We start from the raw sequence: 22,431 nt of genomic DNA, 5'->3' as shown, positions 1-22,431 counted from the left end.
GTTCACACCGGTTCACTGTGGGAGCCAGCCTGCTGGCGATGCTTTCGCCTTTAGAGACTGGCGACCTTCTGCCAGACCTTCGGCTTGAAGAACAGCGTCTCGCCCTTGGCCAGGCCGACCAGGCTGTCGTGGTCCTTCACCACTTCGGCCTCGATCAGGTCGCTCTGGCCTTCGACCTTCAGCGTCACCCGGGTGGTGGCGCCCAGCGGGCGGATGTCGCGCACTTGGGCGGCGTGGTGATCCTCCAGCTCATGGCGCGACAGCGACACTTCGTGGGGACGGAACAGCACGTGGTCGTCGCCGCCCAGGTGCAAGCGGTTCGAGTCGCCGAGGAAGTGATAGACGAAATCGCTGGCCGGGTTCTCGTAGACGTCGCCCGGCGAGCCGATCTGCTCGATCACGCCCTTGTTCATCACCACGATGCGGTCGGCGACTTCCATCGCCTCTTCCTGGTCGTGGGTCACGAACACCGAGGTCAGGTTGATGTCCTCGTGCAGGCGCGCCAGCCAGCGGCGCAGTTCCTTGCGCACCTTGGCATCGAGGGCGCCGAACGGCTCGTCGAGCAGCAGCACCTTGGGCTCCACCGCCAGGGCGCGGGCCAGGGCGATCCGCTGGCGCTGGCCGCCGGAGAGCTGCTCCGGATACCGGTCCGACAGCCAGTCCAGCTGCACCATGTTCAGCAGTTCATGGACCTTGGCCGCGATCTGGCTTTCGTTCGGGCGCTGGTTCTTCGGCTTCATGCGCAGGCCGAAGGCGACGTTGTCGAACACGGTCATGTGGCGGAACAGGGCGTAGTGCTGGAACACGAAACCGACGTTGCGGTCGCGCACGTCGTGGCCGGAAACGTCCTCGCCGTGGAACACGATGTTGCCCTGGTCCGGGGTCTCCAGGCCGGCGATGATGCGCAGCAGCGTGGTCTTGCCGCAGCCGGACGGGCCGAGCAAGGCGACCAGCTCGCCGCTGTGGATATCCAGGCTGATGTTGTCCAGCGCCTTGAACGCGTTGAAGTTCTTGCTGACGTTACGCACTTCGATCGACATGAATTATTCCTCCGCGGCGCTGGTGCGCAGGCGGTTGATACGGTTTTCGCTCCACTGCTTGAGCAGCAGGATGAAGAGCGCCAGGATCAGCAACAGGCTCGCCACGGCGAACGCGGCCACGTGGTTGTATTCGTTGTAGAGGATCTCCACGTGCAGCGGCAGGGTGTTGGTGACCCCGCGGATGTGCCCGGACACCACCGACACCGCGCCGAACTCGCCCATGGCCCGGGCGGTGCACAGCACCACGCCGTAGATCAGGCCCCATTTGATGTTGGGCACGGTGACGTGCCAGAACATCTGCCAGCCGTTGGCGCCGAGCAGGCGCGCGGCCTCTTCCTCCTGGGTGCCTTGCTCCTGCATCAGCGGAATCAGTTCGCGGGCCACGAACGGCACGGTGACGAAGATCGTCGCCAGCACGATGCCCGGCAGGGCGAACACGATCTGGATGTCGTGGTCCTGCAGCCACGGCCCGAACAGGCCCTGGGCGCCGAACATCAGCACGTAGACCAGGCCGGCGATCACCGGCGACACCGAGAACGGCAGGTCGATCAGGGTCACCAGGATGCTCTTGCCGCGGAACGAGTACTTGCTCACGCACCAGGCGGCACTGACGCCGAACACCAGGTTCAGCGGCACCGAAATCAGCACGGCGATCACCGTGAGCTTCAGCGCCGACAAGGCGTCCGGCTCCAGGATCGCGGTGAAGAACTCACCGATGCCGTTCTTCAGGCCCTGGGACACCACGATGAACAGCGGCAGCAACAGGAACAGCGCAAAGATCAGCCAGCCGAGGCCGATCAGGGTCTGGCGCGCTGCCGCGTTGCCGCGACGGGCGGCGTTGGCCGAGGACGCGGCCGCAATGGACGGTTGGGACATGGTTCGCGCCTCCTTATGGGGTTTCGATGCGCCGCTGCAACAGGTTGATCAGCAGCAACAGGACAAAGGAAACCACCAGCATCAGCACGCCGATGGACGTGGCGCCGGTGTAGTCGTACTGGTCGAGCTTGACCATGATCAGCAGCGGCAGGATCTCGGTCTTCATCGGCATGTTGCCGGCGATGAAGATCACCGAACCGTACTCGCCCACGCCCCGGGCGAACGCCAGGGCGAAACCGGTCAGCCAGGCCGGCAGCAGCGCCGGCAGCAGCACGTGACGGAACACCTGCAAGGGCTTGGCGCCCAGGCACGCGGCGGCCTCTTCGACCTCACGGGGGATGTCCGCCAGCACCGGCTGCACCGTGCGCACCACGAACGGCAGGGTCACGAAGGTCAGCGCCAGGGTGATGCCCAGGGGGGTGTAGGCGATCTTGAAGCCCAGGTCCGCGGCGAACTGCCCGACCAGGCCGGTGGGGGTGTACAGCGCCGTCAGCGCGATGCCCGCCACCGCCGTCGGCAGGGCGAACGGCAGGTCGATCATCGCGTCGATCACCTTGCGGCCGGGGAAGCTGTAGCGCACCAGCACCCAGGCCATCAGCGTGCCGATGACGCCGTTGATGACCGCGGCGCACAACGCCGTGCCGAAGCTCAGCTTCAGGGCGGCCAGCACGCGGGGGGCGGAGATGATCGTCCAGAACTGATCCCAGGTGAGTTGGGCGGCGTGGACGAACATCGCCGCCAGCGGGATGAGCACAATCAGACTGAGGTACACCAAGGTGTAGCCCAGCGTCAGCCCGAAGCCGGGTATGACGGGGGAGATACGACGCGACATAAAAGTCCTTGGTCAAAAACACATCTAACAATGTGGGAGCGAGCCTGCTCGCGAAAGTGGAGTATCAGGCGACATGAATGTTGACTGATACTCCCTCTTCGCGAGCAGGCTCGCTCCTACAGTTTTTCAGGCTGCCAAATCAGATTACTGCGCCTGATAGATCTGGTCGAACACGCCGCCGTCGTTGAAGAATTTCGGCTGCGCGGTTTTCCACCCGCCGAAGTCCTTGTCGATGGTCACCAGTTCCAGTTTCGGGAACTGCTGGGCGTACTTGGCCGCCACGTCCTTGTCACGCGGACGGTAGAAGTTCTTCGCCGCGATCTCCTGGCCTGCCGGGCTGTACAGGTGCTTGAGGTACGCCTCGGCGATCTGCTCGTTGCCCTTCTTCTCGGCGTTCTTGTCGACCACCGCCACCGGTGGTTCGGCGAGGATCGACAGCGACGGCACGACGATGTCGAACTTGTCGGCGCCGCCGTCTTCCTTGAGCGCCAGGAACGCTTCGTTCTCCCAGGCCAGCAGCACGTCGCCCTGACCGTTGTTGACGAAGGTGATGGTCGAGCCACGGGCACCGGTATCCAGCACCGGCACATGCTTGAACAGGGTCTGCACGTAGGCCTTGGCCTTGGCTTCGTCACCGCCGTTGGCCTTCAGGCCATAGGCCCAGGCGGCGAGGAAGTTCCAGCGTGCGCCGCCGGAGGTCTTCGGGTTGGGGGTGATGACCGACACGTCGTTCTTGATCAGGTCGCCCCAGTCCTTGATGCCCTTGGGGTTGCCCTTGCGCACCAGGAACACGATGGTCGAGGTGTACGGCGTGCTGGCCTCCGGCAGGCGCTTCTGCCAGTCCGCCGGCAGGGTCTTGCCCAGCTTGGCGATTTCGTCGATGTCGCCGGCCAGCGCCAGGGTCACCACGTCAGCGCGCAGGCCGTCGATCACCGCCCGGCCCTGCTTGCCGGAACCGCCGTGGGACTGCTGGATCTTCACCGTGTCGCCGGCATGTTTCTCCTGCCAGAACTTCACGAACTCGGCGTTGTAATCCTGATACAGCTCACGGGTCGGGTCATACGACACGTTGAGCAGCTCGTAGTCCTTGGCGACCGCAGAACCGGCAAACACAGCGCTGGCCAGGGCGGCCAAAGCGTAACGGCGAATCGACGACATGGGGAAAGCTCCTGGAATTCTGGGTGGTGGCTTTTTCTTATGGATTGCGAAAAGCGGTTTGCCTGTTCAAGACCGCCGTCTGCGCCGACGCCGGCATCAATCCCCCGCAGGCGCTGGCGCAGACCGGGATCGCGGTTCAGCCGGTCTTGTTGCCCGGCTGCTGCAGACGGAATTTCTCTTTGCGTTCGATCTGAACCACTTGGGCGTTGTGCACAGTGATCTCCACCGCGCCGAAACGCAGGTCGCGCAAGGCGCTCTGGATTTCGCGAAGGATGGTGCTTTCGTCCTGACCGTCAACGCTACGCAGGGATGCGCTCATGGTGCTGCTCCTTTGTATGGGATGTGCCTGGCAGCGGCTCGCGCTGCGTCCGGCGTGGGAGCAATATAAGAGAGGGCTGGATATTCTTAAAAAGACTATTTAAGAATGTTTATATAACTTGAAAACATTAGCTGACGGGACAAGGGCTTGCGGCCAAGCCCCCTGTGGAGAGGGCCATTGCTCCCTCTGGTCTGCACCGCAGACCCGAACCCCGGGCGGGAGCTAGCGCCCTCGCCACGGGAGTATCCGCAGCGAGGCCGTCAGCCGATGACCGGAACCCTGGACCAATCGATGTCCTGCGCCGGCACCGGCCGCCCGAACCAGTAGCCTTGCCCCAGGTCGCACGCCTGCTCCAGCAGGAACGCCGCCTGCTCGGGCTGTTCGATGCCTTCGGCGTGCACCTGCATGCCCATGCTCCGGGCCAGTGCGATGATCACCCGCACGATCGCCCCGTCATCTTCGTCCCACGGCAGGCCGGCGACGAACCCCTGGTCGATCTTGAGCTTCTGCACCGGCAGGCGCTTGAGCCGCAGCAGCGACGAGTAGCCGGTGCCGAAGTCGTCGATGGCCAGGCGGATGCCCAGCTCGCGCAGGCGATGCATCTGCTCCAGCGCCACCTCCGGATCGTCCATCACCGCGCTTTCGGTGACTTCCAGCTCAAGGCAGGCCGGATCCAGCCCGGTCTCGTGCAGCACCTGCGCGACCTGCCGGTACAGCTCGCGGCGGGCGAACAGCCGGGACGACACGTTGACCGCGACGAACGACAGCGCAACCCCCGCCTGTTGCCACTGGCACATCTGCCGGCAGGCCTGGCGCATCACCCAGGCGTCGATGTCGGCGATCAGGCCGGTGCGTTCGGCGATGGGGATGAACTCCGCCGGCGACACCAGCCCCCGCTGCGGGTGCTGCCAACGCACCAGCGCCTCGACCCCCACCAGGCGGCCGCTGTGCAGGTCGTGCACCGGCTGGTAATAGACCCGCAGCTCCTGCTGCTCGAGCGCGCGGCGCAGTTCGAAGGCGATCTCGACCCGCTGCTGGGCGTGGGCAGTCAGCTCTTCGGTGTACAGCGCATAGCCGTTGCGGCCGCTGCTCTTGGCCTTGAACAGCGCCGCATCGGCGTTGCGCAGCAGTTGCTCGGCGCTCAGGGCATCGCTGGGGAACAGGCTGATGCCGATGCTGGCGTTGATGAACAGTTCGTGGCCCTCCAGGCAGAACGGCTCCTTGAGGCCGTCCAGGATGCGCTGGGCCAGCACCGCCGCCTGCGCAGGCTGCGGGCAGCTTTCGGCCAGCACCGCGAACTCGTCGCCGCCGAGCCGGGCCAGGGTGATGCCCGCCCCGAACAGATCCTGCAGCCGTGCGGCGACTGCCTTGAGCAGGCGGTCGCCGACACTGTGGCTGAGGCTGTCGTTGATCAGCTTGAAATGATCCAGGTCGACCATCAGCAGCGCGCATCCGCGCTTGTGGGTCTGGGCGGACGCCAGCGCCTGCTCGGCGCGGTCGCTGAACAGCAGGCGGTTGGGCAGGTCGGTCAGCGGGTCGTGGTGGGCCAGGTGCTTGAGTTCGTGTTCCGAGTCCTTGATCGCGCTGATGTCGGAAAACACCGCCACGTAATGGCTGAGCCGGCCCTGATCGTCGCGGATGACGCGGATCGTCTGCCATTGCGGGTAGATCTCACCGCTCTTGCGCCGGTTCCAGATCTCGCCGCTCCACTCGCCGCTCGTCTGCAGCGTGGCGAACATCGCCTGGTAGAAGCCCGGCGGATGGTGGCCGGACTTGAACAGGCTCGGCTGCCGGCCCAGCACTTCCTCGCACCGGTAACCGGTGATTTCCATGAAGGCGCGGTTGACGTGCACGATCAGCCCCTGCCGATCCGTCACCAGCACCCCCTCGCGAGTGCAGTCGAACACGGCGGCGGCCTGGCGCAGGCGCTCGCGGTCGGCCTGACGCTCGCGCAGCCGGGCGCCGATGCCGAGGCATTCGAACAACCGCGCCCGCGCGAGAAAGATCAGCCCGGCGCTGAGTGCCACGAACACGTAACCGTTGATCAGTTGCCAGTGCAGCAAGGCCACTGAATCATCGAAGAAACTGTTCAATAAGTAGCCAGTCCCCTGCAGCCAGACCACCGCCAGAACCAGGTAAAGCAGCGCTGCACGCAAGGCATCGCGATAAGAGGCAGACATTCGGCCGTCCATGTCCCTACAAAAAAGTTGGGATTATAGGTCAAGAAACATCCAGCCAACTCTTATCTGAAAGGGCGACTGGTTTTATCTGTGTGCTTGGTGATAATGCAGCGGCTGTTTTTTCTCTACAGAGGGCCCCAAAGGCTATGTGGTACGAAGGTTTTCTCGGCTTGTCGGCCTGGTCGCTGGTGGCCGTCACCCTGTTGATGACCCACGTGACGATCGTCAGCGTCACGGTCTATCTGCACCGCTACTCGGCCCATCGCTCCCTCGAGCTGAATGCCGGCCTCAAGCATTTCTTCCGCTTCTGGCTGTGGCTGACCACCGCGCAGAACACCCGCGAGTGGACCGCGATCCACCGCAAGCACCACGCCAAATGCGAAACCGAGGACGACCCGCACAGCCCGGTGATCAAGGGCCTGTCCACGGTGCTGCGCAAGGGCGCCGAACTGTACCGCGAAGAGGCCCGCAACCCCGAGACCCTGCGTATCTACGGCAAGAACTGCCCCGAGGACTGGATCGAACGCAACCTGTACAGCCGCCATAAGCTGCTGGGCGTGGCGATCATGGCCGTCATCGACCTGCTGCTGTTCGGCACCATCGGCATCACCATCTGGGCCATCCAGATGATGTGGATCCCGGTCTGGGCCGCCGGCGTGGTCAACGGGCTCGGCCATGCCGTGGGCTACCGCAACTTCGAATGCCGCGACGCCGCGACCAACCTGGTGCCGTGGGGCATCCTGATCGGCGGCGAAGAACTGCACAATAACCATCACACCTACCCCAATTCGGCCAAGCTGTCGGTGAAGAAGTGGGAGTTCGACCTGGGCTGGGCCTGGATCAAGGTCTTCTGCTTCCTGCGCCTGGCCAAGGTGCAGCGGGTCGCGCCGATCGCCCACCGCGTCAAGGGCAAGGGCAGCCTGGACATGGACACCGCCATGGCGATCCTCAACAACCGCTTCCAGATCATGGCCCAGTACCGCAAGCTGGTGATCGCTCCCCTGGTCAAGCAGGAACTGGCCAGGGTCGACCATTCGGTGCGCCACCAGTTCCACCGGGCCAAGCGCCTGCTGTCCCGGGAAACCAGCCTGCTGGAAGACCGCCACCACGTGCGCATCCAGAACATGCTCGAGCACAGCCACGCGCTGGCGGTAATCTACGAGAAGCGCCTGGCCCTGCAGCAGATCTGGATCAAGACCAGCGCAAACGGCCACGACATGCTCGCTGCCATCAAGGACTGGGTGCATGAGGCCGAGGCCAGCGGCATCCAGTCCCTGCGCGACTTCGCCGACCAGCTGAAAACCTATTCGCTGCGCCCTTCAGCCGCCTGACCGGTAACCGGGCAAGCCCTCGCTCACAGGAGGGCTTGCCGCTGCAAGACCGGCAACGCGGTGTCCCCTGAATCCCCCTCGCCACGACCGCCCGGCGGGAGCCTCCCTCCCTCACCGCAACAGCGCGGAACTTAGCCCCGCATCCCCCATCTCAAAGACACTTCGCCACCCCGGCAGGCTCAGCTGTGGCCGCTGCGAACCGGCGGCACACCCTTTGAGATTCGCGTCGATGGTCAATAACAATGAAAACGGCTCATCCCCTTCCCAGTGGCCCGAAGCCGCGCAAACGCTGATGGCGCTGATGCACGCCCAGGGCGAAGTCGCCCGCCTGAGCGAACGGGAGCAACTGTTCAGCTCGCTGCTGGTCAGCGTCAATGCCGTGTTGTGGGCCTTCGACTGGGAAACCCGTCAGGTGCTCTACGTCAGCCCCGCCTACGAGCGGATCTTCGGCCGCTCCGCCGGGCTGCTGCTGGCGGACTACAACCAGTGGCGCGACAGCATCTACCCCGACGACCTGGACTACGCCGAACGCAGCCTCACCGACGTGCTGCGCAAAGGCGCGGTGGAGGACCGCGAATACCGGATCATCGCCGCCGACGGCCAGGTGCGCTGGCTCAGCGACAAATGCTTCATCAACCGCCAGGAAGAACCGGGCCGGCCGGTGATCATCGTCGGCATCGCCGAAGACATCACCGAAAAGAAGCAGATGGAAACCGAGCTGCAACGCCTGGCCACCACCGACGCGCTGACCTGCAGCAGCAACCGCCGCCACTTCTTCGAATGCGCCCACCGCGAGTTCGAGCAGGCCCGCCTGCAAGGCTCGCCGCTGGCGTTCCTGCTGCTGGACATCGATGACTTCAAACTGATCAACGACACCTACGGCCACCCGGAGGGCGACAGCGTCCTGCAACGGATCGCCGAGTGCGGACGCGACTCGCTGCGCAGCGGGGATCTGTTCGGGCGCATCGGCGGCGAGGAGTTCGCCGCCGTATTCCCGGGATGCGCGCAGGACTTTGCCCTGCAAGTGGCCGAACGCCTGCAGCGGGAGATCCAGCGTTTGAGTTTCCAGCATGGCGAACACGCCTACGGCATCACCGTCAGCCAGGGCCTGACCTGCCTGACCGTCGACGACGAAAGCCTCGACAGCCTGTTCGCCCGGGCGGACGCGGCCATGTACAAGGCCAAAAGGCTGGGCAAGAACCGGATCGTCTGCGGCTGAGCCGCCTCCGGCCCTGTGGGAGCCGGCCCGCCGGCAGGAACTTTGCTCCAGACCCGGCTATTTGCGCATCCGCGTCAGTTCCGGCAGGCCGATCTTGAGCAATCGCGCCGTACGGCTCTTCGCCAGTTCCTCGACGCCTTCCTGCTCGGTCAGCCGAGCCATCTGCGCCGCCATGTTCATCACCAGCGCCTCTCGGGAATACACTCCGCCGCCGAGCTGGTAGACCGACGCGATCAGCTCGCGCAGCTCCAGCGGCAAGCGCCAACGGGTACGCAGCGCCGAACCGTAGGCCGCGCCGAACGCCACCAGCGCGTCGCCCACTTCTTCCGTCTCGTCCAGCGCACCGCCGGCCTGCTTCCACTCCTGCAGGCAGCGCAGCAGCGCCAGATCGCCGAGGCGGTGCAGCAGCCCCGCGCAATAGCAGCGCTCCTGATCCAGGTCGAGCAACCGCGCCAGTGTCCGGGCATATTCGGCGGTGTGCAGCGACAGGCCCCAATAGCGTTCGGCGTAATCGGCCAGGTACGGGTCGCTGAGCTTGGCGCTGCGCTTGAGCGCCAGGCCCAGGATCAGGTTGGTGCTCTGCCCGGTGCCCAAGCGGTGCAGCGCCTGGGCGAGGGTCTGCACCGGTGCGCCATGGTGCTGGGCAGCGCTGTTGGCGGCGGCGATCAGCACGGCGGTGATCTGCGGATCGGTGCGGATCTCTTCCTCCAGCAGCTTCAGGTCCAACCCGTCGGGATTGAGGCTGCGCTTGATCGCCACCTGCACATCGGTCATCAGCGGCGCGCCGTCGGTCTGCTCGCGGCGCCGCTCCAGGAACACCGACAGGGTCATGCCCGGCGCCAGCGCCGGCACTTCGCAGAACACTTCTTCCCCGGCGCTGAGCAGCAGGCCTTGCAGGCGCTCGGTCAGGCTCTCCATGTTCAGCGGCTTGGTCAGATAGGCGGTCGGCGCCAGCGGCAGGGCCTCGCGCACGCTGGCGCTGTCGTTGCGGGTGCTCATCAGGATGAACGGCAGCGGTGGGTTGCGCTTGCGCTGGCGGACGCTGCGCAGCACGTTCAGGCCGTCGACGCCGGGCAGCTCCCAATCGACGATGGCCAGGTCGTAGGGCACTTCGCCCAGCAGCGACATCGCCTGCTGGCCATCGGCGCACAGGTCCAGCCGCGCGTCGCAGCGCACGTTCAGCAACACCTGCTTGAGCAGATCGCGCGACCAGGGGTCGGCCTCGGCGATCAGGACTCTCGGTACAGCGGGTAATTCGACGGCAGTCATGCTCGCCCTCCCTTGCAATGGTTGAACCTTAGCCAATGCTGGCGATTCGATACAGCCCGGAATCGAAGGATGCGTTCCCCAGGCAACAAAAAACCCGCCGAAGCGGGTTTTTTGTCGATCCGGTCACACGGTGCCCGGCCTTACAGCTCGGCGAAGCACTCTTCGATGATCTTCAGGCCTTTGTCCAGCTGCTCGTCCGGCGAGGTCAGCGGCACCAGCACCCGCAGAACGTTGCCGTAGGTGCCGCAGGACAGCAGGATCAGGCCTTTTTCACGGGCCTTGGCCACCACGGCCGCCACGGCGGTCGGGTTCGGCTTGTGGCTGTCGCCGTTCTCGAACAGCTCGACGGCGATCATCGCGCCCAGGGCACGGACTTCACCGATCACCGGGTACTTGGCCTGGATGGCCTTGAGGCCGGTCACCAGACGCTCGCCGACGGCCTTGCAGCGGTCCAGCAGCTTCTCTTCCTCGAACACTTCCATCACCGCCAGCGCAGCGGCGCAGGCGATCGGGCTGCCGGCGTAGGTGCCGCCCAGGCCGCCCGGTGCGATGGCGTCCATGTATTCGGCCTTGCCGCACACACCCGCCAGCGGGAAGCCGCCGGCGATGGATTTGGCGAAGGTGGTCAGGTCGGCGGCGACGCCCATCTGCTCCATGGCGAAGAAGGTGCCGGTGCGGCCGGCGCCGGTCTGCACTTCGTCAGCGATCAGCAGGATGCCGTGCTGGTCGCACAGGGCGCGCAGACGCTTCATGAACTCTTTCGGCGCGACGTAGAAACCACCCTCGCCCTGCACAGGCTCGATGATGATCGCGGCGATGTCCTTCGGCTCGGCGTCGTTCTTGAAGATGCGCTCGATGCTGGCGATGGAGTCGTCGATGCTCACGCCGTGCAGTTCGTTCGGGTACAGCGCACGGAAGATGCCGCCCGGCATCAGGCCCATGCCGGCGGAGTAAGGCACGACCTTGCCGGTCAGGCCCAGGGTCATCATGGTGCGGCCGTGGTAGGCGCCGGTGAAGGCGATCACGCCGGCGCGGCCGGTGGCGGCACGGGCGATCTTCACGGCGTTCTCGACGGCTTCGGAACCGGTGGTCACCAGCAGGGTTTTCTTGGCGAAGTCACCCGGCACGCGGGCGTTGATCTTTTCGCACAGCTCGACGTAAGGCTCGTAGGCCAGTACCTGGAAGCAGGTGTGGGTCAGCTTGTTCAGCTGCTCGGTCACGGCGGCGATGATTTTCGGGTGCACGTGGCCGGTGTTCAGCACGGCGATGCCGCCGGCGAAGTCGATGAACTCGCGGCCTTCGACGTCGGTCACGGTGGCGTTCTTCGCGGAGTCGGCGAAGATCGGGTGGATCTGGCCGACGCCACGTGGAACAGCGGCTACACGGCGGGCCATCAGATCAGCGTTAGTCTTGCTCATTACATTCCTCATTCGCCGCTCATCGGTCGGCGTGGTTCAAGGATTACGCAGCGGGGAGGCAACTGGGGCAGCATGCGATGATCGACTGCCGCAGCTATCCCGGCCGCAGAGAAAATTCCGTTGTGGAGCGACGCAAAGGGACAGCGCTCTCGTGCCCTTTGCGCTTGGAGCAAAGCCTTGCCGGCGCGTCTCAGACGCCCAGGCAGAGGTATTTGATTTCCAGGTAGTCCTCGATGCCGTACTTGGAGCCTTCACGGCCCAGGCCCGACGCCTTGATGCCGCCGAACGGCGCGACTTCGTTGGAGATCAACCCGGTGTTGACGCCGACCATGCCGTATTCCAGGGCCTCGGCCACACGGAACACACGGCCCAGGTCGCGGGCGTAGAAGTAGGAGGCCAGGCCGAACTCGGTGTCGTTGGACATCGCGATCACTTCGGCTTCGTCCTTGAAGCGGAACAACGGCGCCAGCGGGCCGAAGGTCTCTTCCTTCGCCACGGCAGCGTCCTTGGACACGTTGGTCAGGATGGTCGGCTCGAAGAAGTTGCCTTGCATCGGCTTGCCGCCGGACAGCACGGTCGCGCCCTTGCCCACGGCATCGGCGATGTGTTCCTGCACCTTGGCCACGGCCTTCTCGTCGATCAGGGGACCTGTGGTGGTGCCCTCTTCCAGACCGTTGCCGATCTTGAGCTTGGCCACGGCGGCCTTCAGCTTCTCGGCGAACGCGTCGTAGACCGCATCCTGGATGTACAGGCGGTTGGCGCAGACGCAGGTCTGGCCGTTGTTGCGGTACTTGGAGATGATCGCGCCTTCGACGGCCTTATCCAGGTCCGCGTCGTCGAACACGATGAACGGCGCGTTGCCGCCCAGCTCCAGGGAAACTTTCTTGATGTCCTTGGCGCATTCCGACATCAGTTGGCGACCGATCTCGGTGGAGCCGGTGAAGGACAGCTTGCGCACGGTCGGGTTGCCGGTCAGTTCGCTGCCGATGTCGCCGGCGCTGCCGGTGACCACGCTGAACACGCCTTTGGGAATGCCGGCGCGCTGGGCCAGTTCAGCCAGGGCGAAGGCGGAGAACGGGGTCTGCGAAGCGGGCTTGAGCACCATGGTGCAACCGGCGGCCAGAGCCGGGCCGGCCTTGCGGGTGATCATCGCCGCCGGGAAGTTCCACGGGGTGATGGCGGCGGTGACGCCGATCGGCTGCTTGATCACGATCAGGCGCTTGTCTGGCTGGTGGCCAGGGATCACGTCGCCGTAGATGCGCTTGGCTTCCTCGGCGAACCACTCGATGAACGAGGCGGCGTAGACGATTTCGCCCTTGGCTTCGGCCAGCGGCTTGCCTTGCTCGAGGGTCATCAGGCGGGCCAGGTCGTCCTGGTTCTCGATGATCAGCTCGAACCAGCGGCGCAGCTTGGAGGCGCGCTCCTTGGCGGTCAGCGCACGCCAGGCCGGCAGCGCCTTGTCGGCGGCCTCGATGGCGCGGCGGGTCTCGGCGGTGCCCATCTTCGGCACAGTGCCCAGGATTTCGCCCGTGGCCGGGTTGTTGACCTTGATCGTCTGACCGTTGTCCGCATCGACCCAAGCGCCATCGATGAAGGCTTGCTGGCGGAACAACTGGGTGTCTTTAAGCTGCATGTCGGCTTTCCTTAACAGCACCGCGCACGGCGCGGAGCAAAATTATGATTGTAGAAAGGCGCCTCTCGAGGCTGCCGTCAGGGAAATCATTCACCGGGTGAAGCACATGGATGGCGCACGGTCCGTAGCGTGTGCGGCTCAGCATCCAGACAAGGAGCGTTTGAAATCTCAAACGAATCCTAGGTTCAACAGGTTTAAAGGACAATAGGCCGTTCGAAAAAAAGAACAAAAACGGCGCATTTGTTGAGGTTTTCGGATCAACGAGCAAAAGGCCCCGCTCGGTGGGCGGGGCCTTTTGCAGTATCGGCGACAGGTGTTTCAGGTCTTCGGCGCCTTGGCGGCGACATCCTGGAGGATGTTCCGGGTCGCCAGGGCATCCGCCGTGGTGTCGAGGCTGTAGATCTGCATCACGCCCTGGGTGGCCGCCGCCTGGGCCAGGATGTTCTGCTGTTGCTGGGCGTTCACGGCATTCTCGAACAGGATGCCGGTGGAGTGCGCCATGGATTGGTAGAGACTGCCCAGCGCCATCGCCGGCGCCTCGGCCAGCACGTTGACGTTGGTTTGGGTGACCGCATCGGTGATCTGATCATTCACGGTTGCCATGTTCCGGCTCCTTTCGCTGGACGATGGGTTGCTCATGCATTGGCGGCCCGCTCGGCCAGGTTGGCGCTGAAGCGGGCGATGCTCTGGTTGATCCGTTCAAGCGCCTGGTCCACGCCTTCGCCGTCCAGGGCACCGGTGGCCGCCGCGACCGCCGCGGCGCCGCCGACCAACAGGTGGGTGTTGAGGGCTCCCAATGCGCTTTCGCTGGCGATCTCCAGCTCGTCGTTGACGATGCTTTCGGTCATCTTGCGCAGCAGCACGCCCTGGGCGGCCAGGGCCAGTTTGGTCACGCCGTCGAAATAGCTGGCCGCCGACTGCGCCACCAGACCGCTGGCCTGACGCACCAGCAGCTCCGACGCCAGGGCCGAGACCACCGGCGTCTGCGTGGCCAATTGGGTGTTCAGCAAATTGATCGACTCGACGATCTGCCGGTTCAGGGATTCGCTGCCGACGCCGTCGGCCACCTGCTTGAGCAACTGCTCGTTGAGCGATTCCAGCAGCGAGGCCGCCGTGGCGGCGGGGTCGGCCGCTGCCGGCTCTGCGGCGGCGCTGCGGGCCTGCTCCTTGTCCGTCATGATTTGTCTCCCACCGCCAGGATCTGCCGCACGGCCGCCGCCACCGTGGCGTTGCCGACGATGTTCATCGCCTGCTGGTGGCTGACCGCGTTCTCCAGGGCCAGGCCGACCGCGTGGCTGGCGACCTGGGACAGCGTGGCGATGGCCGTGGACGGCGCAGAGCCCACGACCTGTACGTTCGATTGGGTGACGGCATCGGTGATTTGGGGATTGACGGTAGTCATGGGTTTCTCCTTGGGGATGGGCATCCGGAAGCCCGCCGCAGGAAAACGATAGATCAGCCGCGCCAAAGCGCCAGAAGCGCTCATTGCAGGACATTGCAGCCGGCCGGCGCGCAGAAAAGGCCGGTAACGGAAACGCAATTCGCCAAGCTGAAAACCGGCATGGACGCCCCGGATCGACCTAGGTATGATGTCGCCCGCTGCACCAGTAGCTCAGCTGGATAGAGTACTGCCCTCCGAAGGCAGGGGTCGTGGGTTCGAATCCCGCCTGGTGCGCCATGAATCGAAACGAGAAAGCCCCGGACCGCAAGGTCCGGGGCTTTTTTGTGGGTGCCGGAACGGGACGGTTTCGGATCTACTCCGTCGTCCAGTCGAACTCGTCGTACCCGTCATCCTCGTCTTCCCCGGCCTCCAGGTCGAAAACGTCATCTTCGTCAGCCACGTTCTCTTCCGCTTGGTTCAGCAGAAACTCCTTGCGGGCTTCGGTAATCGCTCGCCGCATCTCCTCGCCCTTTTCCGGGCAGTTGAGGAGTTGGGCGATGCGGTCGATTTTCGGTGCCACGGTGTTCTCCAGCGCATCGGCAATGCCCCGATAGTGCGCGCTTTTGCGGGGCAATGCCAAATCGCGGGCGGACGCAGCGGTCATTTTTCCTGCAATTGCGTGAGCCGCGCGTCGAGGTCGGTGCCCGGATAGCGCTTGTGCAGTTCGTTGAACAGTCTGTCCGCCGCCTGGGCCTGGCCGGCTTCGCGCAGGCGCAGGACTTCGCGCAATTGCCGGTCGAGGCCGTTGGCCGGGGCCGCGGCGCGCTTGCTGGCCTTGGCCTCGTCAGCGCTGTCGGCGCTGAGCGCTTCGCTCTCCATCGGCGCCGCCCTTTCGGCCATCGGCGCCGGCGCAGGGGCCGACAGCGCGGCGGCCGGTGCGGCCAGCGAGCGGGATTCGGCCGCTTCCTGGCGGGCCGCAGGCGCAGCGGGTTTGGCGGCGGGGGCGAAATCGTAGCGCGGCACCGGCTCGGGCGCCTGCTGCACCATCGACAGCATCAGCGCCACGCCGACCAGGCTGGCGAACGCCACCTGATAACGCGGCTGACGGCACATCCGCAGCCAGCGCTGCCACAGGCCCGGCCTTGCGGCCGGTGCCTGCCGGCGGGCGGCGTCGAGGATGAATGCATCCAGGTGCGGCGACGGCTCACCAGCGTGGTGCTCGCGCACGTGCGCAATCACCGGGTCTTCGGGTGTCCGGCGGGCGTCAGTCATGTCAGTACCTCCTCGGCCAGCAGCCGACGCAGTTTTTGCTGGGCGTAGCGCAGGCGGCTCTTGACCGTTTCCAGCGGTGTTTCGGTGAGGCTGGCGATCTGCGCCAGGTCGAGGTCGCCGTGGGCGCGCAGCAGGAACACTTCGCGCTGGTCGGCGGGCAAGGCCTGCAGGGCGTCCTCCAGGCGCTGACTGTCGCGGCTCAGGCTCAGCAGTTGTTCGGGATCGGTGGTTTCGTCGCTGACGGCGTGCGCCTGCTCGTCGTAGCTGTCGTGCAACGGCTGGCGGGCGCCGTGCTTGCGCCAGTGGTCGATCAAGCGGTTGCGGGCGATCTGGAACAGCCAGGTGCGGAACGTCGCCCGGCCCTGCGGCCGGCTGGCGCTGCGGATCAGGCTCAGCCAGGTTTCCTGGTACACCTCCTCGGCCAGTTCGGGCTTGCCGCTCAGGCCCAGCAGAAAACGGTACAGGCCCTGACGGTGGCGGGCGTACAGAATCTCGAACGCCGCGCCGTCGCCCTCGCGGTAGCGCGCCAGCAGCGATTCGTCACTGCTGGCGGCAAGGCTGTCCTTGGCTGCGAACAGCTGGCTGATGAAGCCCTTCAGGCCGCTCACTATTCAATCCGTCGCTCGGTGGCTTCAGGGGCCGACGCCGTGGTGTCGCGCAGGCTCCGGGTCAGTTCCACCATCTGCACAAATTCGTTGCGCAGGCCGAAGCGGTCATCGCCACGGGCGCCACGGGCCAGGTCTTCGGTGTCCTTCAGGCTGAAATCGCCGGTGTAGCGCCCGTCCTTGAGCTGCTGGGAAAAAGCGGCGACGGCGGCGGCGAACCGCAGGTCTTCGCTCGGCGGCGCGACCCGGTCGGCGATCGGCCGTTCGATGAGCAGGCTTTTCCCACCTTGAGGCTGTTGATAACGCACACGCAGCATCGCCAATTCTCCATTCTTTTGCGACGCCGCCGCGCCGGCCTTGCCGTAGCGCAACGGCTCCAGCCAGCCCTTCTCTCCGCTCGGGACGATTTCGTACAGCGCCGTCACCGTATGCCCCGCACCGATCTCCCCGGCATCGACCTTGTCGTTGCTGAAGTCTTCGCGCTTCAGGGCCCGGTTCTCGTAGCCCAGCAGCCGATATTCGCTGACCTGCGCCGGATTGAACTCCACCTGCAGCTTGACGTTCTTCGCCACCGTGGCCAGGGTCGAACCCAACTGATCCACCAGCACCTTGCGCGCCTCGCGCAGGTTGTCGATGTAGGCGTAGTTGCCGTCGCCGGCATCGGCCAACTGTTCCATCAGGTGTTCATTGTAGTTATCCACACCGAAACCGAGGGTGGTCAGGGAGATGCCGGTCTTGCGCTTATCCACAGCCATTTGCTTGAGGCTGTCGAAATCGCTGACGCCGACGTTGAAGTCGCCGTCGGTGGCCAGCAGGATGCGGTTGATGCCGTTGGGGATGAACGCCTGCTGCGCCATCCGGTAGGCCAGTTCGATGCCCGAGGCGCCGGCCGTGGAGCCGCCCGCCGTCAGTTGTTCGATGGCGTTGCGGATCTTCGCCTTGTCCCGCCCGGACGTGGGCTCCAGCACCACCCGCGATTCGCCGGCATACACCACCAGCGACACCCGGTCCTGCTCGCGCAACTGATCGACCAGCAGTTTCAGGGTGCCTTTGACCATCGGCAGGCCATCGCGGCGATCCATCGAGCCGGAGACGTCCACCAGGAACACCAGGTTGGCCGGGGCCAGCTCCGCCACCGCGCGGTCGGATGCCTTGATGCCGATGCGCAGCAGCCGGGTGTGCGGGTTCCACGGCGTCGCGGCCAGTTCGGTGGTCACGCCGAACGGCGAGCCGTCGGTGGGCAGCGCGTAGGCGTAGGGGAAGTAATTGACCATCTCCTCCAGGCGCACTGCGCCTTCGGGCGGCAAGCGGCCCTGGTTGAGCAGGCGGCGGACGTTGGCGTAGGCGCCGGTGTCGACGTCGGCGCTGAAGGTCGAGACCGGTGCCTCGGCGACGCTGTGCACAGGATTGTCGGCCAGTGCCTGGTACTGCTCGCGGTACTCGTCACGGTAGCCCTGTGGATAACTTTCTGCGGCAGGCATCGGCGCATAAGCGGCCATCGGTGCGGCGCGCAGGCTGCGCTTGGCCATCGCGCTGTCCGCCATCGCCGCTTCCTCCCGGACTTGAGGGGCGGAGACTTGAGGGGCGGAGGGAACCGGCGGCGCCACTGTACGGGAATCCGGTGTGGAGGACGCGCCGCAGCCGGCGATGACCAGCATCACGGCGGCGGCGACGGGGCGCAGGAACAGAGAAGGAAAGGACATGGGGGCTGACCTCGGGCGGAAATTGATCCATTCATCCCCTGAGACGGGCAGCCCCTCGCGTTCGGGTTAACCCCGCAAAACTTTTTTTCAGCGGTGGTAGCGCCGCACCGCGCTGCTGTTGCGCAGCACGTGGCCCTTGATCTTGTCCATCAGTTCGGCGCGGGTCAGCCCGGCGGGCAAGGCGTCCGGGGCCAGGTCCAAGGCGTAGATCTGGATGATGTAGTGGTGGGCGCTGTCACCGACCGGCGGGCACGGGCCGATGTAATGGGTGGTGCCTTTGCTGTTGGTGCCGCCGACGCCTTCGAGGGCCGACTTGGCGCCGACGCCGGCCGGGATCTGCCGGGTGGTGGCCTTGATGCCGTAATGAATCCAGTGATCGACGCCCAGGCCCTTCTGGCCGTCCGGGTCGTGCATGACGATGGCGTAGCTCTGGGTGCCGGTCGGGCCCGCGTTCCAGCTCAGGGCCGGCGACTGGTTCTTGCCGCCGCAGCCGCTGGCGTCGCTGGCCGCTGCCGAGGTGAACAGGCGGTTGTCCGACACGCCGGGGATGCTGAGGGTGAAGCGCTCCTGGGCCTGCGCCGGCAACTGCACGCAAAGGGCGACGGCAAGGGCCGCCAGCCAAGGGTTGAGAGAAATCGATCGGGTCATTCCGGGAGCACCTTGTGCGGTTGGGCCTTCGTCGGCCTGCAAACTATAGCCGTACCGTTCATGCCGTGGCAGTGGCAATTGGCTGAACCTGGGAATCGGCGCCAAACTCGTAAGAGAAACACTTGCGTGGAGCACGATCATGTCCCTGCACCGTGTCGCCCGTTTCGCCGATGTCCCCGAAGACCGTGGCCTGCCGGTGCAGGTCGGCGAACAGAAGATCCTGCTGGTGCGCGCCGGAACCAGCCTGCGCGCGTTCCAGGGCGAATGCCCCCACGCCGGGGCGCCGCTGGCCGAAGGGGCGATCTGCCATGGGCGCCTGATCTGTCCGTGGCACAAAGGCGCGTTTCGCCTTGAGGACGGCGCGCTGTGCGAACCGCCGGCCCTCGACGGCCTCATCCGCTACCCGCTGGAGCTGCGCGGCGACGAGGTGTGGGTCGACGACCAGCCCTTGGCGGATCCCCACACGCCGCCGGCGGACGATCCGCGCACCTTCGTCATCGTCGGCGCGGGCGCCGGGGGCACCGCCTGCGCCGCCGCGCTGCGGGAGAAAGGCTTCGGCGGGCGGATCGTCATGGTCGACCGCGAAGCCGGCGCCGGGTACGACCGCACGGTGCTGAGCAAATTCGTGCTGGCCGGGGAAATGCCGCCCCGGGAAACCCCGGCGCTGCGCGATGAAGGGTTTTACCGCACGCAACGCATCGAGCGTCTCGAAGACGAAGTCACCGCCCTCGACACCGCGGCGAAGACCCTGCACCTGAAGCACGGCGCGAACCTGGCCTACGACGCCGCCGTGCTGGCCACCGGCGGCTCGCCCAACCGGTTGACGCTGCCCGGCGCCGACCTGCCGCAGGTTTTCGTGCTGCGCTCCAGGCTTCAGGCCGAATGCATCCTGGACAGCGCCCGCCCCGGCCAGCGCGCAGTGATCGTCGGCGACGGTTTCATCGCCCTCGAGTGCGCCTCGGCCTTGCGCCAGCTCGGCCTCGACGTGACGGTGATCGCCCACCACGCCGTACCCTTCGCGGCCCGCTTCGGCGACGCCGTGGGCCGCGCGGTGCGGGCGCTGCACGAGGACAACGGCGTCAGGTTCATCACTGGGCATGAGGCGCGCGAAATCATCGGCGACGGCAAGGTCGAGGCGGTGCTGCTCGACAACGGCCTGCGCCTGTCGGCGGACCTGGTGCTGGCGGGGATCGGCGTTCACCCGGCCACAGAGGCCTTTGCGTCGCTGCCGCGGGAAGAGGATCTGTCGCTGCGGGTGGACGACGGCATGCGCGTGGCCCGGGACGTGTGGGCCATCGGCGACATCGCCACGTTTCCGCTCAACGGCCGGCCCGAACGCATCGAACACTGGCGCCTGGCCCAGCAGCAGGCGCGGATCGCGGCGACCAACATGCTCGGCGGCGAGGAGCATTACCTGGACGTGCCGTACTTCTGGACCTGGCATTTCGGCAGGAGCTACGATTGCCTGGGCCATGCCGCGCACTGGGATGAGGTGGGGTTCAACGGCGACCCCGGCCAGCCACCCTTCATCGGCCTGTTCGGCAGCCAGGGCGTGGTGGTGGCGGCCGTGGCCTGCGAAGAGGACCGGGCCATGGCCCTGCTGGCCGAACGCATGAAGCAGCCGCTGCCGATGGAGGAAGCCTGGCGGCTGATCCGCAGGCTCAGGTGATCCGGTGGCTCGGCTCGCGGTTGTCGTCGTCCTCGGCGTGCAGGAAGATCACCCGGGGATGCTCCAGCGGCGCCAGCGGCGGCGGCAGTTCGTCGGGCGTCACCGGCCAGAAGTGCGGCACCACATGGCTGACGTCGCCTTCCTGATCGTTGTGGATGGTCATCACCCCGCTGCCGCGCAGCTTCTGCAGGCGGTCGTCGCACAGCTTGAAGCTTTTGCTCAAGCCTTCGTCGTCCACCACCGGCGCCGGCAGGCGGCGCTGGGCGAAGCTCTTGCTCTTGCGCTGCTGGTAGCGCGCCCAGCCGATCAGGATCACCGCGTTGACCAGCGCCACCCACAGGTAGATCTGAAGGGTGCCCAAGGCCTCGAACGCGGAGTTGTCGATCCGCGGCCCGCCTCCATGAGTGTCGATCAGCGGCCACAGCCCGCGCACCAGCAGGTACAGCAGGCCGACCCAGGCGAGCACGGTGATGAACACATCGACCACCACCAGGAAGGGCCGTTGGCGGGTCCGGATGATTTTCATTTGATGACCTCCTCTTCGTCGTCCCCGACCGGTTTGATGCCCCGGTCGGGACTGACCCAGCGCGCCCGCTTCTGGTGCTGGCCGAACAGCACTTTGGGGAAGCTGACCAGCGTGGTCAAAAGGCTGATGAACCAGAACACCAACGGATACCAGACCACCCAGAACATGGTCTTGCCCAGCCCCGGCTCGTAGCGCCGGTCGATCACGATGCTGACCGCGAACTGCACCAGGCAGACGAACGCCAGCAGCAGCCCGGTGAACGCCGGCGGCATCAGGTGGTGCACCGCGATGGCGTCCGGCAGCGCCACGAACTTGCCGACCGCCCAGAAGATCACCGACAGCAGGAAGGTGAACGCCCAGCCGGTGGACAGGCAGTACTCGAACAGCAGCGGCCAGAGGTAGCGGTGGCGGTACTGCCAGATCCCGCGGATGTTCTTGAACAGCACTTCGGCGCCGCCCTGGGCCCAGCGCAGGCGCTGCTTCCACAGGCCGCGCAGGGTTTCGGGCATGAGGATCCAGCACAGCGCGCGGGGCTCGTAGAAGATGCTCCAGTGGTCCAGTTGCAGCTTCCAGCTGATGTCGATGTCTTCGGTGATCATGTCCGGGCTCCAGTAGCCGACCCGGTGCAGCGCCGTGCGGCGGAAGGCGACGATCACCCCGGACACGGTGAAGATCCGCCCGAACACCCGCTGGGTGCGCTTGATCAGGCCGATGATCGAGGAGAACTCGCCGACCTGAACCCGCCCGACCAGGGTGGAACGGGTGCGGATCCGCGGGTTGCCGGTGACCGCGCCGAGCCGGGCGTTGTCAAGCATCGGCGCCACCAGGTAGGCCGCGGTGTTCGGCGCCAGCAGCGCATCGCCGTCGATGCACACCAGGTACTCGCTGCGCGCCGCGATGGCGCCCATGCGCAAGGCCACAGCCTTGCCCTGGTTCTCCGCCAGGTGCAGCACGCGCAGGCGCGGGTCTTCCTTGGCCAGGGCGTCGAGCACCTCGGCGGTGTTGTCCTTGGAGCCGTCGTTGATCGCGATGACTTCGATGTTCGGGTAATGCTGGGCCAGCGCCGCGTGGATGGTGTCGGCGGCGTTGTCGCCCTCGTTGTAGCAAGGGATCAGGATCGAGATCAGCGGCTCGCCGGCCAGGGGCGGCGGCAGCGTGTCGTCCTTCCACGGCCAGTGCCGCTCCCAGTGCAGCCAGAAATACAGGCCGCCGGAGATCCACAGCCCGGACATGAACAGCGGGTAGAAGAACACGAAGTCCATCAGGAACTGCCCGGTGACCAGGAAGATCAGCCCCAGCGGTACGCCGAGGACGAGCGCCAGAACAAGCAGGGCCAACAGTCTATCCAGCAT

At 65.7% G+C, this 22,431-nt stretch carries 22 protein-coding genes and 1 tRNA gene; 4 read left to right on the top strand and 19 right to left on the bottom strand.

Features of this window, described 5'->3' with window-relative positions; translation table 11 throughout:
- Positions 1 to 50 precede the first annotated feature (50 nt).
- The 6 genes from CAG41_RS14715 to dibA form a co-directional block, all read right to left on the bottom strand.
- Positions 51 to 1,040, bottom strand: a complete 990-nt coding sequence (locus CAG41_RS14715) for a sulfate/molybdate ABC transporter ATP-binding protein (protein ID WP_085582071.1) — start codon at positions 1,038 to 1,040, stop codon at positions 51 to 53.
- Between the two features lie 3 nt (positions 1,041 to 1,043).
- Complete coding sequence (gene cysW / locus CAG41_RS14710; protein ID WP_085707141.1) at positions 1,044 to 1,916, bottom strand: sulfate ABC transporter permease subunit CysW; 873 nt, start codon at positions 1,914 to 1,916, stop codon at positions 1,044 to 1,046.
- A 13-nt stretch (positions 1,917 to 1,929) separates the two neighbouring features.
- Positions 1,930 to 2,748 carry a sulfate ABC transporter permease subunit CysT gene (gene cysT, locus CAG41_RS14705; RefSeq protein WP_085707140.1) on the bottom strand — a complete coding sequence of 273 codons (819 nt, stop codon included), beginning with the start codon at positions 2,746 to 2,748 and terminating at the stop codon, positions 1,930 to 1,932.
- A 144-nt stretch (positions 2,749 to 2,892) separates the two neighbouring features.
- Positions 2,893 to 3,906, bottom strand: coding sequence for a sulfate ABC transporter substrate-binding protein (locus CAG41_RS14700; RefSeq protein ID WP_085582077.1), 1,014 nt, complete (start codon positions 3,904 to 3,906; stop codon positions 2,893 to 2,895).
- Between the two features lie 136 nt (positions 3,907 to 4,042).
- Positions 4,043 to 4,225 carry a sulfur starvation response protein OscA gene (oscA, locus tag CAG41_RS14695; protein ID WP_085582079.1) on the bottom strand — a complete coding sequence of 61 codons (183 nt, stop codon included), beginning with the start codon at positions 4,223 to 4,225 and terminating at the stop codon, positions 4,043 to 4,045.
- A gap of 260 nt (positions 4,226 to 4,485) precedes the next feature.
- Positions 4,486 to 6,405 carry a phosphodiesterase DibA gene (dibA, locus tag CAG41_RS14690; protein ID WP_085582081.1) on the bottom strand — a complete coding sequence of 640 codons (1,920 nt, stop codon included), beginning with the start codon at positions 6,403 to 6,405 and terminating at the stop codon, positions 4,486 to 4,488.
- A 146-nt stretch (positions 6,406 to 6,551) separates the two neighbouring features.
- Between dibA and desA the strand changes: the two genes are divergently transcribed.
- Entirely contained in the window at positions 6,552 to 7,736 is a 1,185-nt protein-coding gene (desA, locus tag CAG41_RS14685) for a delta-9 fatty acid desaturase DesA (protein WP_085582083.1), read from the top strand.
- Between the two features lie 229 nt (positions 7,737 to 7,965).
- On the top strand, positions 7,966 to 8,955 hold the full coding sequence (locus tag CAG41_RS14680; RefSeq protein ID WP_085707139.1) for a sensor domain-containing diguanylate cyclase: 990 nt from the start codon (positions 7,966 to 7,968) through the stop codon (positions 8,953 to 8,955).
- A 57-nt stretch (positions 8,956 to 9,012) separates the two neighbouring features.
- Here CAG41_RS14680 and CAG41_RS14675 read toward each other — a convergent pair whose 3' ends face one another.
- The 6 genes from CAG41_RS14675 to CAG41_RS14650 all read right to left on the bottom strand — a co-directional run bounded on the left by CAG41_RS14675 (position 9,013) and on the right by CAG41_RS14650 (position 14,677).
- Positions 9,013 to 10,224, bottom strand: coding sequence for a response regulator (locus CAG41_RS14675; protein WP_085582087.1), 1,212 nt, complete (start codon positions 10,222 to 10,224; stop codon positions 9,013 to 9,015).
- 140 nt (positions 10,225 to 10,364) lie between these two features.
- Positions 10,365 to 11,642: a 4-aminobutyrate--2-oxoglutarate transaminase gene (gene gabT, locus CAG41_RS14670; protein ID WP_085582089.1), complete on the bottom strand. Its 1,278-nt coding sequence runs from the start codon at positions 11,640 to 11,642 to the stop codon at positions 10,365 to 10,367.
- Between the two features lie 190 nt (positions 11,643 to 11,832).
- The gene (gene gabD, locus CAG41_RS14665; protein WP_085639510.1) at positions 11,833 to 13,275 is read right to left on the bottom strand and encodes an NADP-dependent succinate-semialdehyde dehydrogenase; all 1,443 of its coding nucleotides are present in this window, start codon (positions 13,273 to 13,275) and stop codon (positions 11,833 to 11,835) included.
- Between the two features lie 318 nt (positions 13,276 to 13,593).
- Positions 13,594 to 13,878 carry a RebB family R body protein gene (locus CAG41_RS14660; protein WP_085631847.1) on the bottom strand — a complete coding sequence of 95 codons (285 nt, stop codon included), beginning with the start codon at positions 13,876 to 13,878 and terminating at the stop codon, positions 13,594 to 13,596.
- 32 nt (positions 13,879 to 13,910) lie between these two features.
- A complete protein-coding gene (locus tag CAG41_RS14655) occupies positions 13,911 to 14,453 on the bottom strand; it encodes a hypothetical protein (protein ID WP_085582095.1) in 543 nt (180 codons plus the stop codon).
- Positions 14,450 to 14,677 (bottom strand): RebB family R body protein, encoded by a 228-nt coding sequence (locus CAG41_RS14650; protein WP_085582097.1) that lies wholly within the window; start codon positions 14,675 to 14,677, stop codon positions 14,450 to 14,452. Before CAG41_RS14650 ends, CAG41_RS14655 begins: the two co-directional genes overlap by 4 nt.
- 199 nt (positions 14,678 to 14,876) lie before the next feature.
- Here CAG41_RS14650 and CAG41_RS14645 point away from each other — a divergent pair.
- Positions 14,877 to 14,953: transfer RNA gene (locus tag CAG41_RS14645), tRNA-Arg, on the top strand.
- A gap of 76 nt (positions 14,954 to 15,029) precedes the next feature.
- On the opposite strand, the gene CAG41_RS14640 is transcribed toward CAG41_RS14645, so the two are convergent.
- The 5 genes from CAG41_RS14640 to CAG41_RS14620 form a co-directional block, all read right to left on the bottom strand.
- Complete coding sequence (locus tag CAG41_RS14640; RefSeq protein ID WP_371917481.1) at positions 15,030 to 15,320, bottom strand: hypothetical protein; 291 nt, start codon at positions 15,318 to 15,320, stop codon at positions 15,030 to 15,032.
- Positions 15,317 to 15,928: a hypothetical protein gene (locus CAG41_RS14635; RefSeq protein WP_085707138.1), complete on the bottom strand. Its 612-nt coding sequence runs from the start codon at positions 15,926 to 15,928 to the stop codon at positions 15,317 to 15,319. Before CAG41_RS14635 ends, CAG41_RS14640 begins: the two co-directional genes overlap by 4 nt.
- Positions 15,925 to 16,506, bottom strand: a complete 582-nt coding sequence (locus tag CAG41_RS14630) for an RNA polymerase sigma factor (RefSeq protein WP_170930288.1) — start codon at positions 16,504 to 16,506, stop codon at positions 15,925 to 15,927. The genes CAG41_RS14635 and CAG41_RS14630 overlap by 4 nt, the downstream gene beginning before the upstream one ends.
- Positions 16,507 to 16,535: 29 nt before the next feature.
- Entirely contained in the window at positions 16,536 to 18,236 is a 1,701-nt protein-coding gene (locus CAG41_RS14625; RefSeq protein WP_085707137.1) for a VWA domain-containing protein, read from the bottom strand.
- An 87-nt stretch (positions 18,237 to 18,323) separates the two neighbouring features.
- Entirely contained in the window at positions 18,324 to 18,884 is a 561-nt protein-coding gene (locus tag CAG41_RS14620; RefSeq protein ID WP_085639522.1) for a YbhB/YbcL family Raf kinase inhibitor-like protein, read from the bottom strand.
- Positions 18,885 to 19,023: 139 nt separating this feature from the next.
- On the opposite strand from CAG41_RS14620, the gene CAG41_RS14615 reads away from it, so the two are divergent.
- The gene (locus tag CAG41_RS14615) at positions 19,024 to 20,553 is read left to right on the top strand and encodes an FAD-dependent oxidoreductase (protein ID WP_085707136.1); all 1,530 of its coding nucleotides are present in this window, start codon (positions 19,024 to 19,026) and stop codon (positions 20,551 to 20,553) included.
- On the opposite strand, the gene pgaD is transcribed toward CAG41_RS14615, so the two are convergent.
- Both pgaD and pgaC read right to left on the bottom strand, forming a co-directional pair.
- Positions 20,546 to 21,079, bottom strand: a complete 534-nt coding sequence (pgaD, locus tag CAG41_RS14610; RefSeq protein WP_085582109.1) for a poly-beta-1,6-N-acetyl-D-glucosamine biosynthesis protein PgaD — start codon at positions 21,077 to 21,079, stop codon at positions 20,546 to 20,548. The genes CAG41_RS14615 and pgaD overlap by 8 nt on opposite strands.
- Complete coding sequence (gene pgaC, locus CAG41_RS14605) at positions 21,076 to 22,431, bottom strand: poly-beta-1,6-N-acetyl-D-glucosamine synthase (protein ID WP_085582111.1); 1,356 nt, start codon at positions 22,429 to 22,431, stop codon at positions 21,076 to 21,078. Before pgaC ends, pgaD begins: the two co-directional genes overlap by 4 nt.

It is taken from the genome of Pseudomonas sp. B35(2017), assembly GCF_002113645.1.
In the GTDB taxonomy this organism is placed as follows: Bacteria; Pseudomonadota; Gammaproteobacteria; order Pseudomonadales; family Pseudomonadaceae; genus Aquipseudomonas; species Aquipseudomonas ekonensis.
This window is presented reverse-complemented; position numbering and strand designations above follow the sequence as displayed.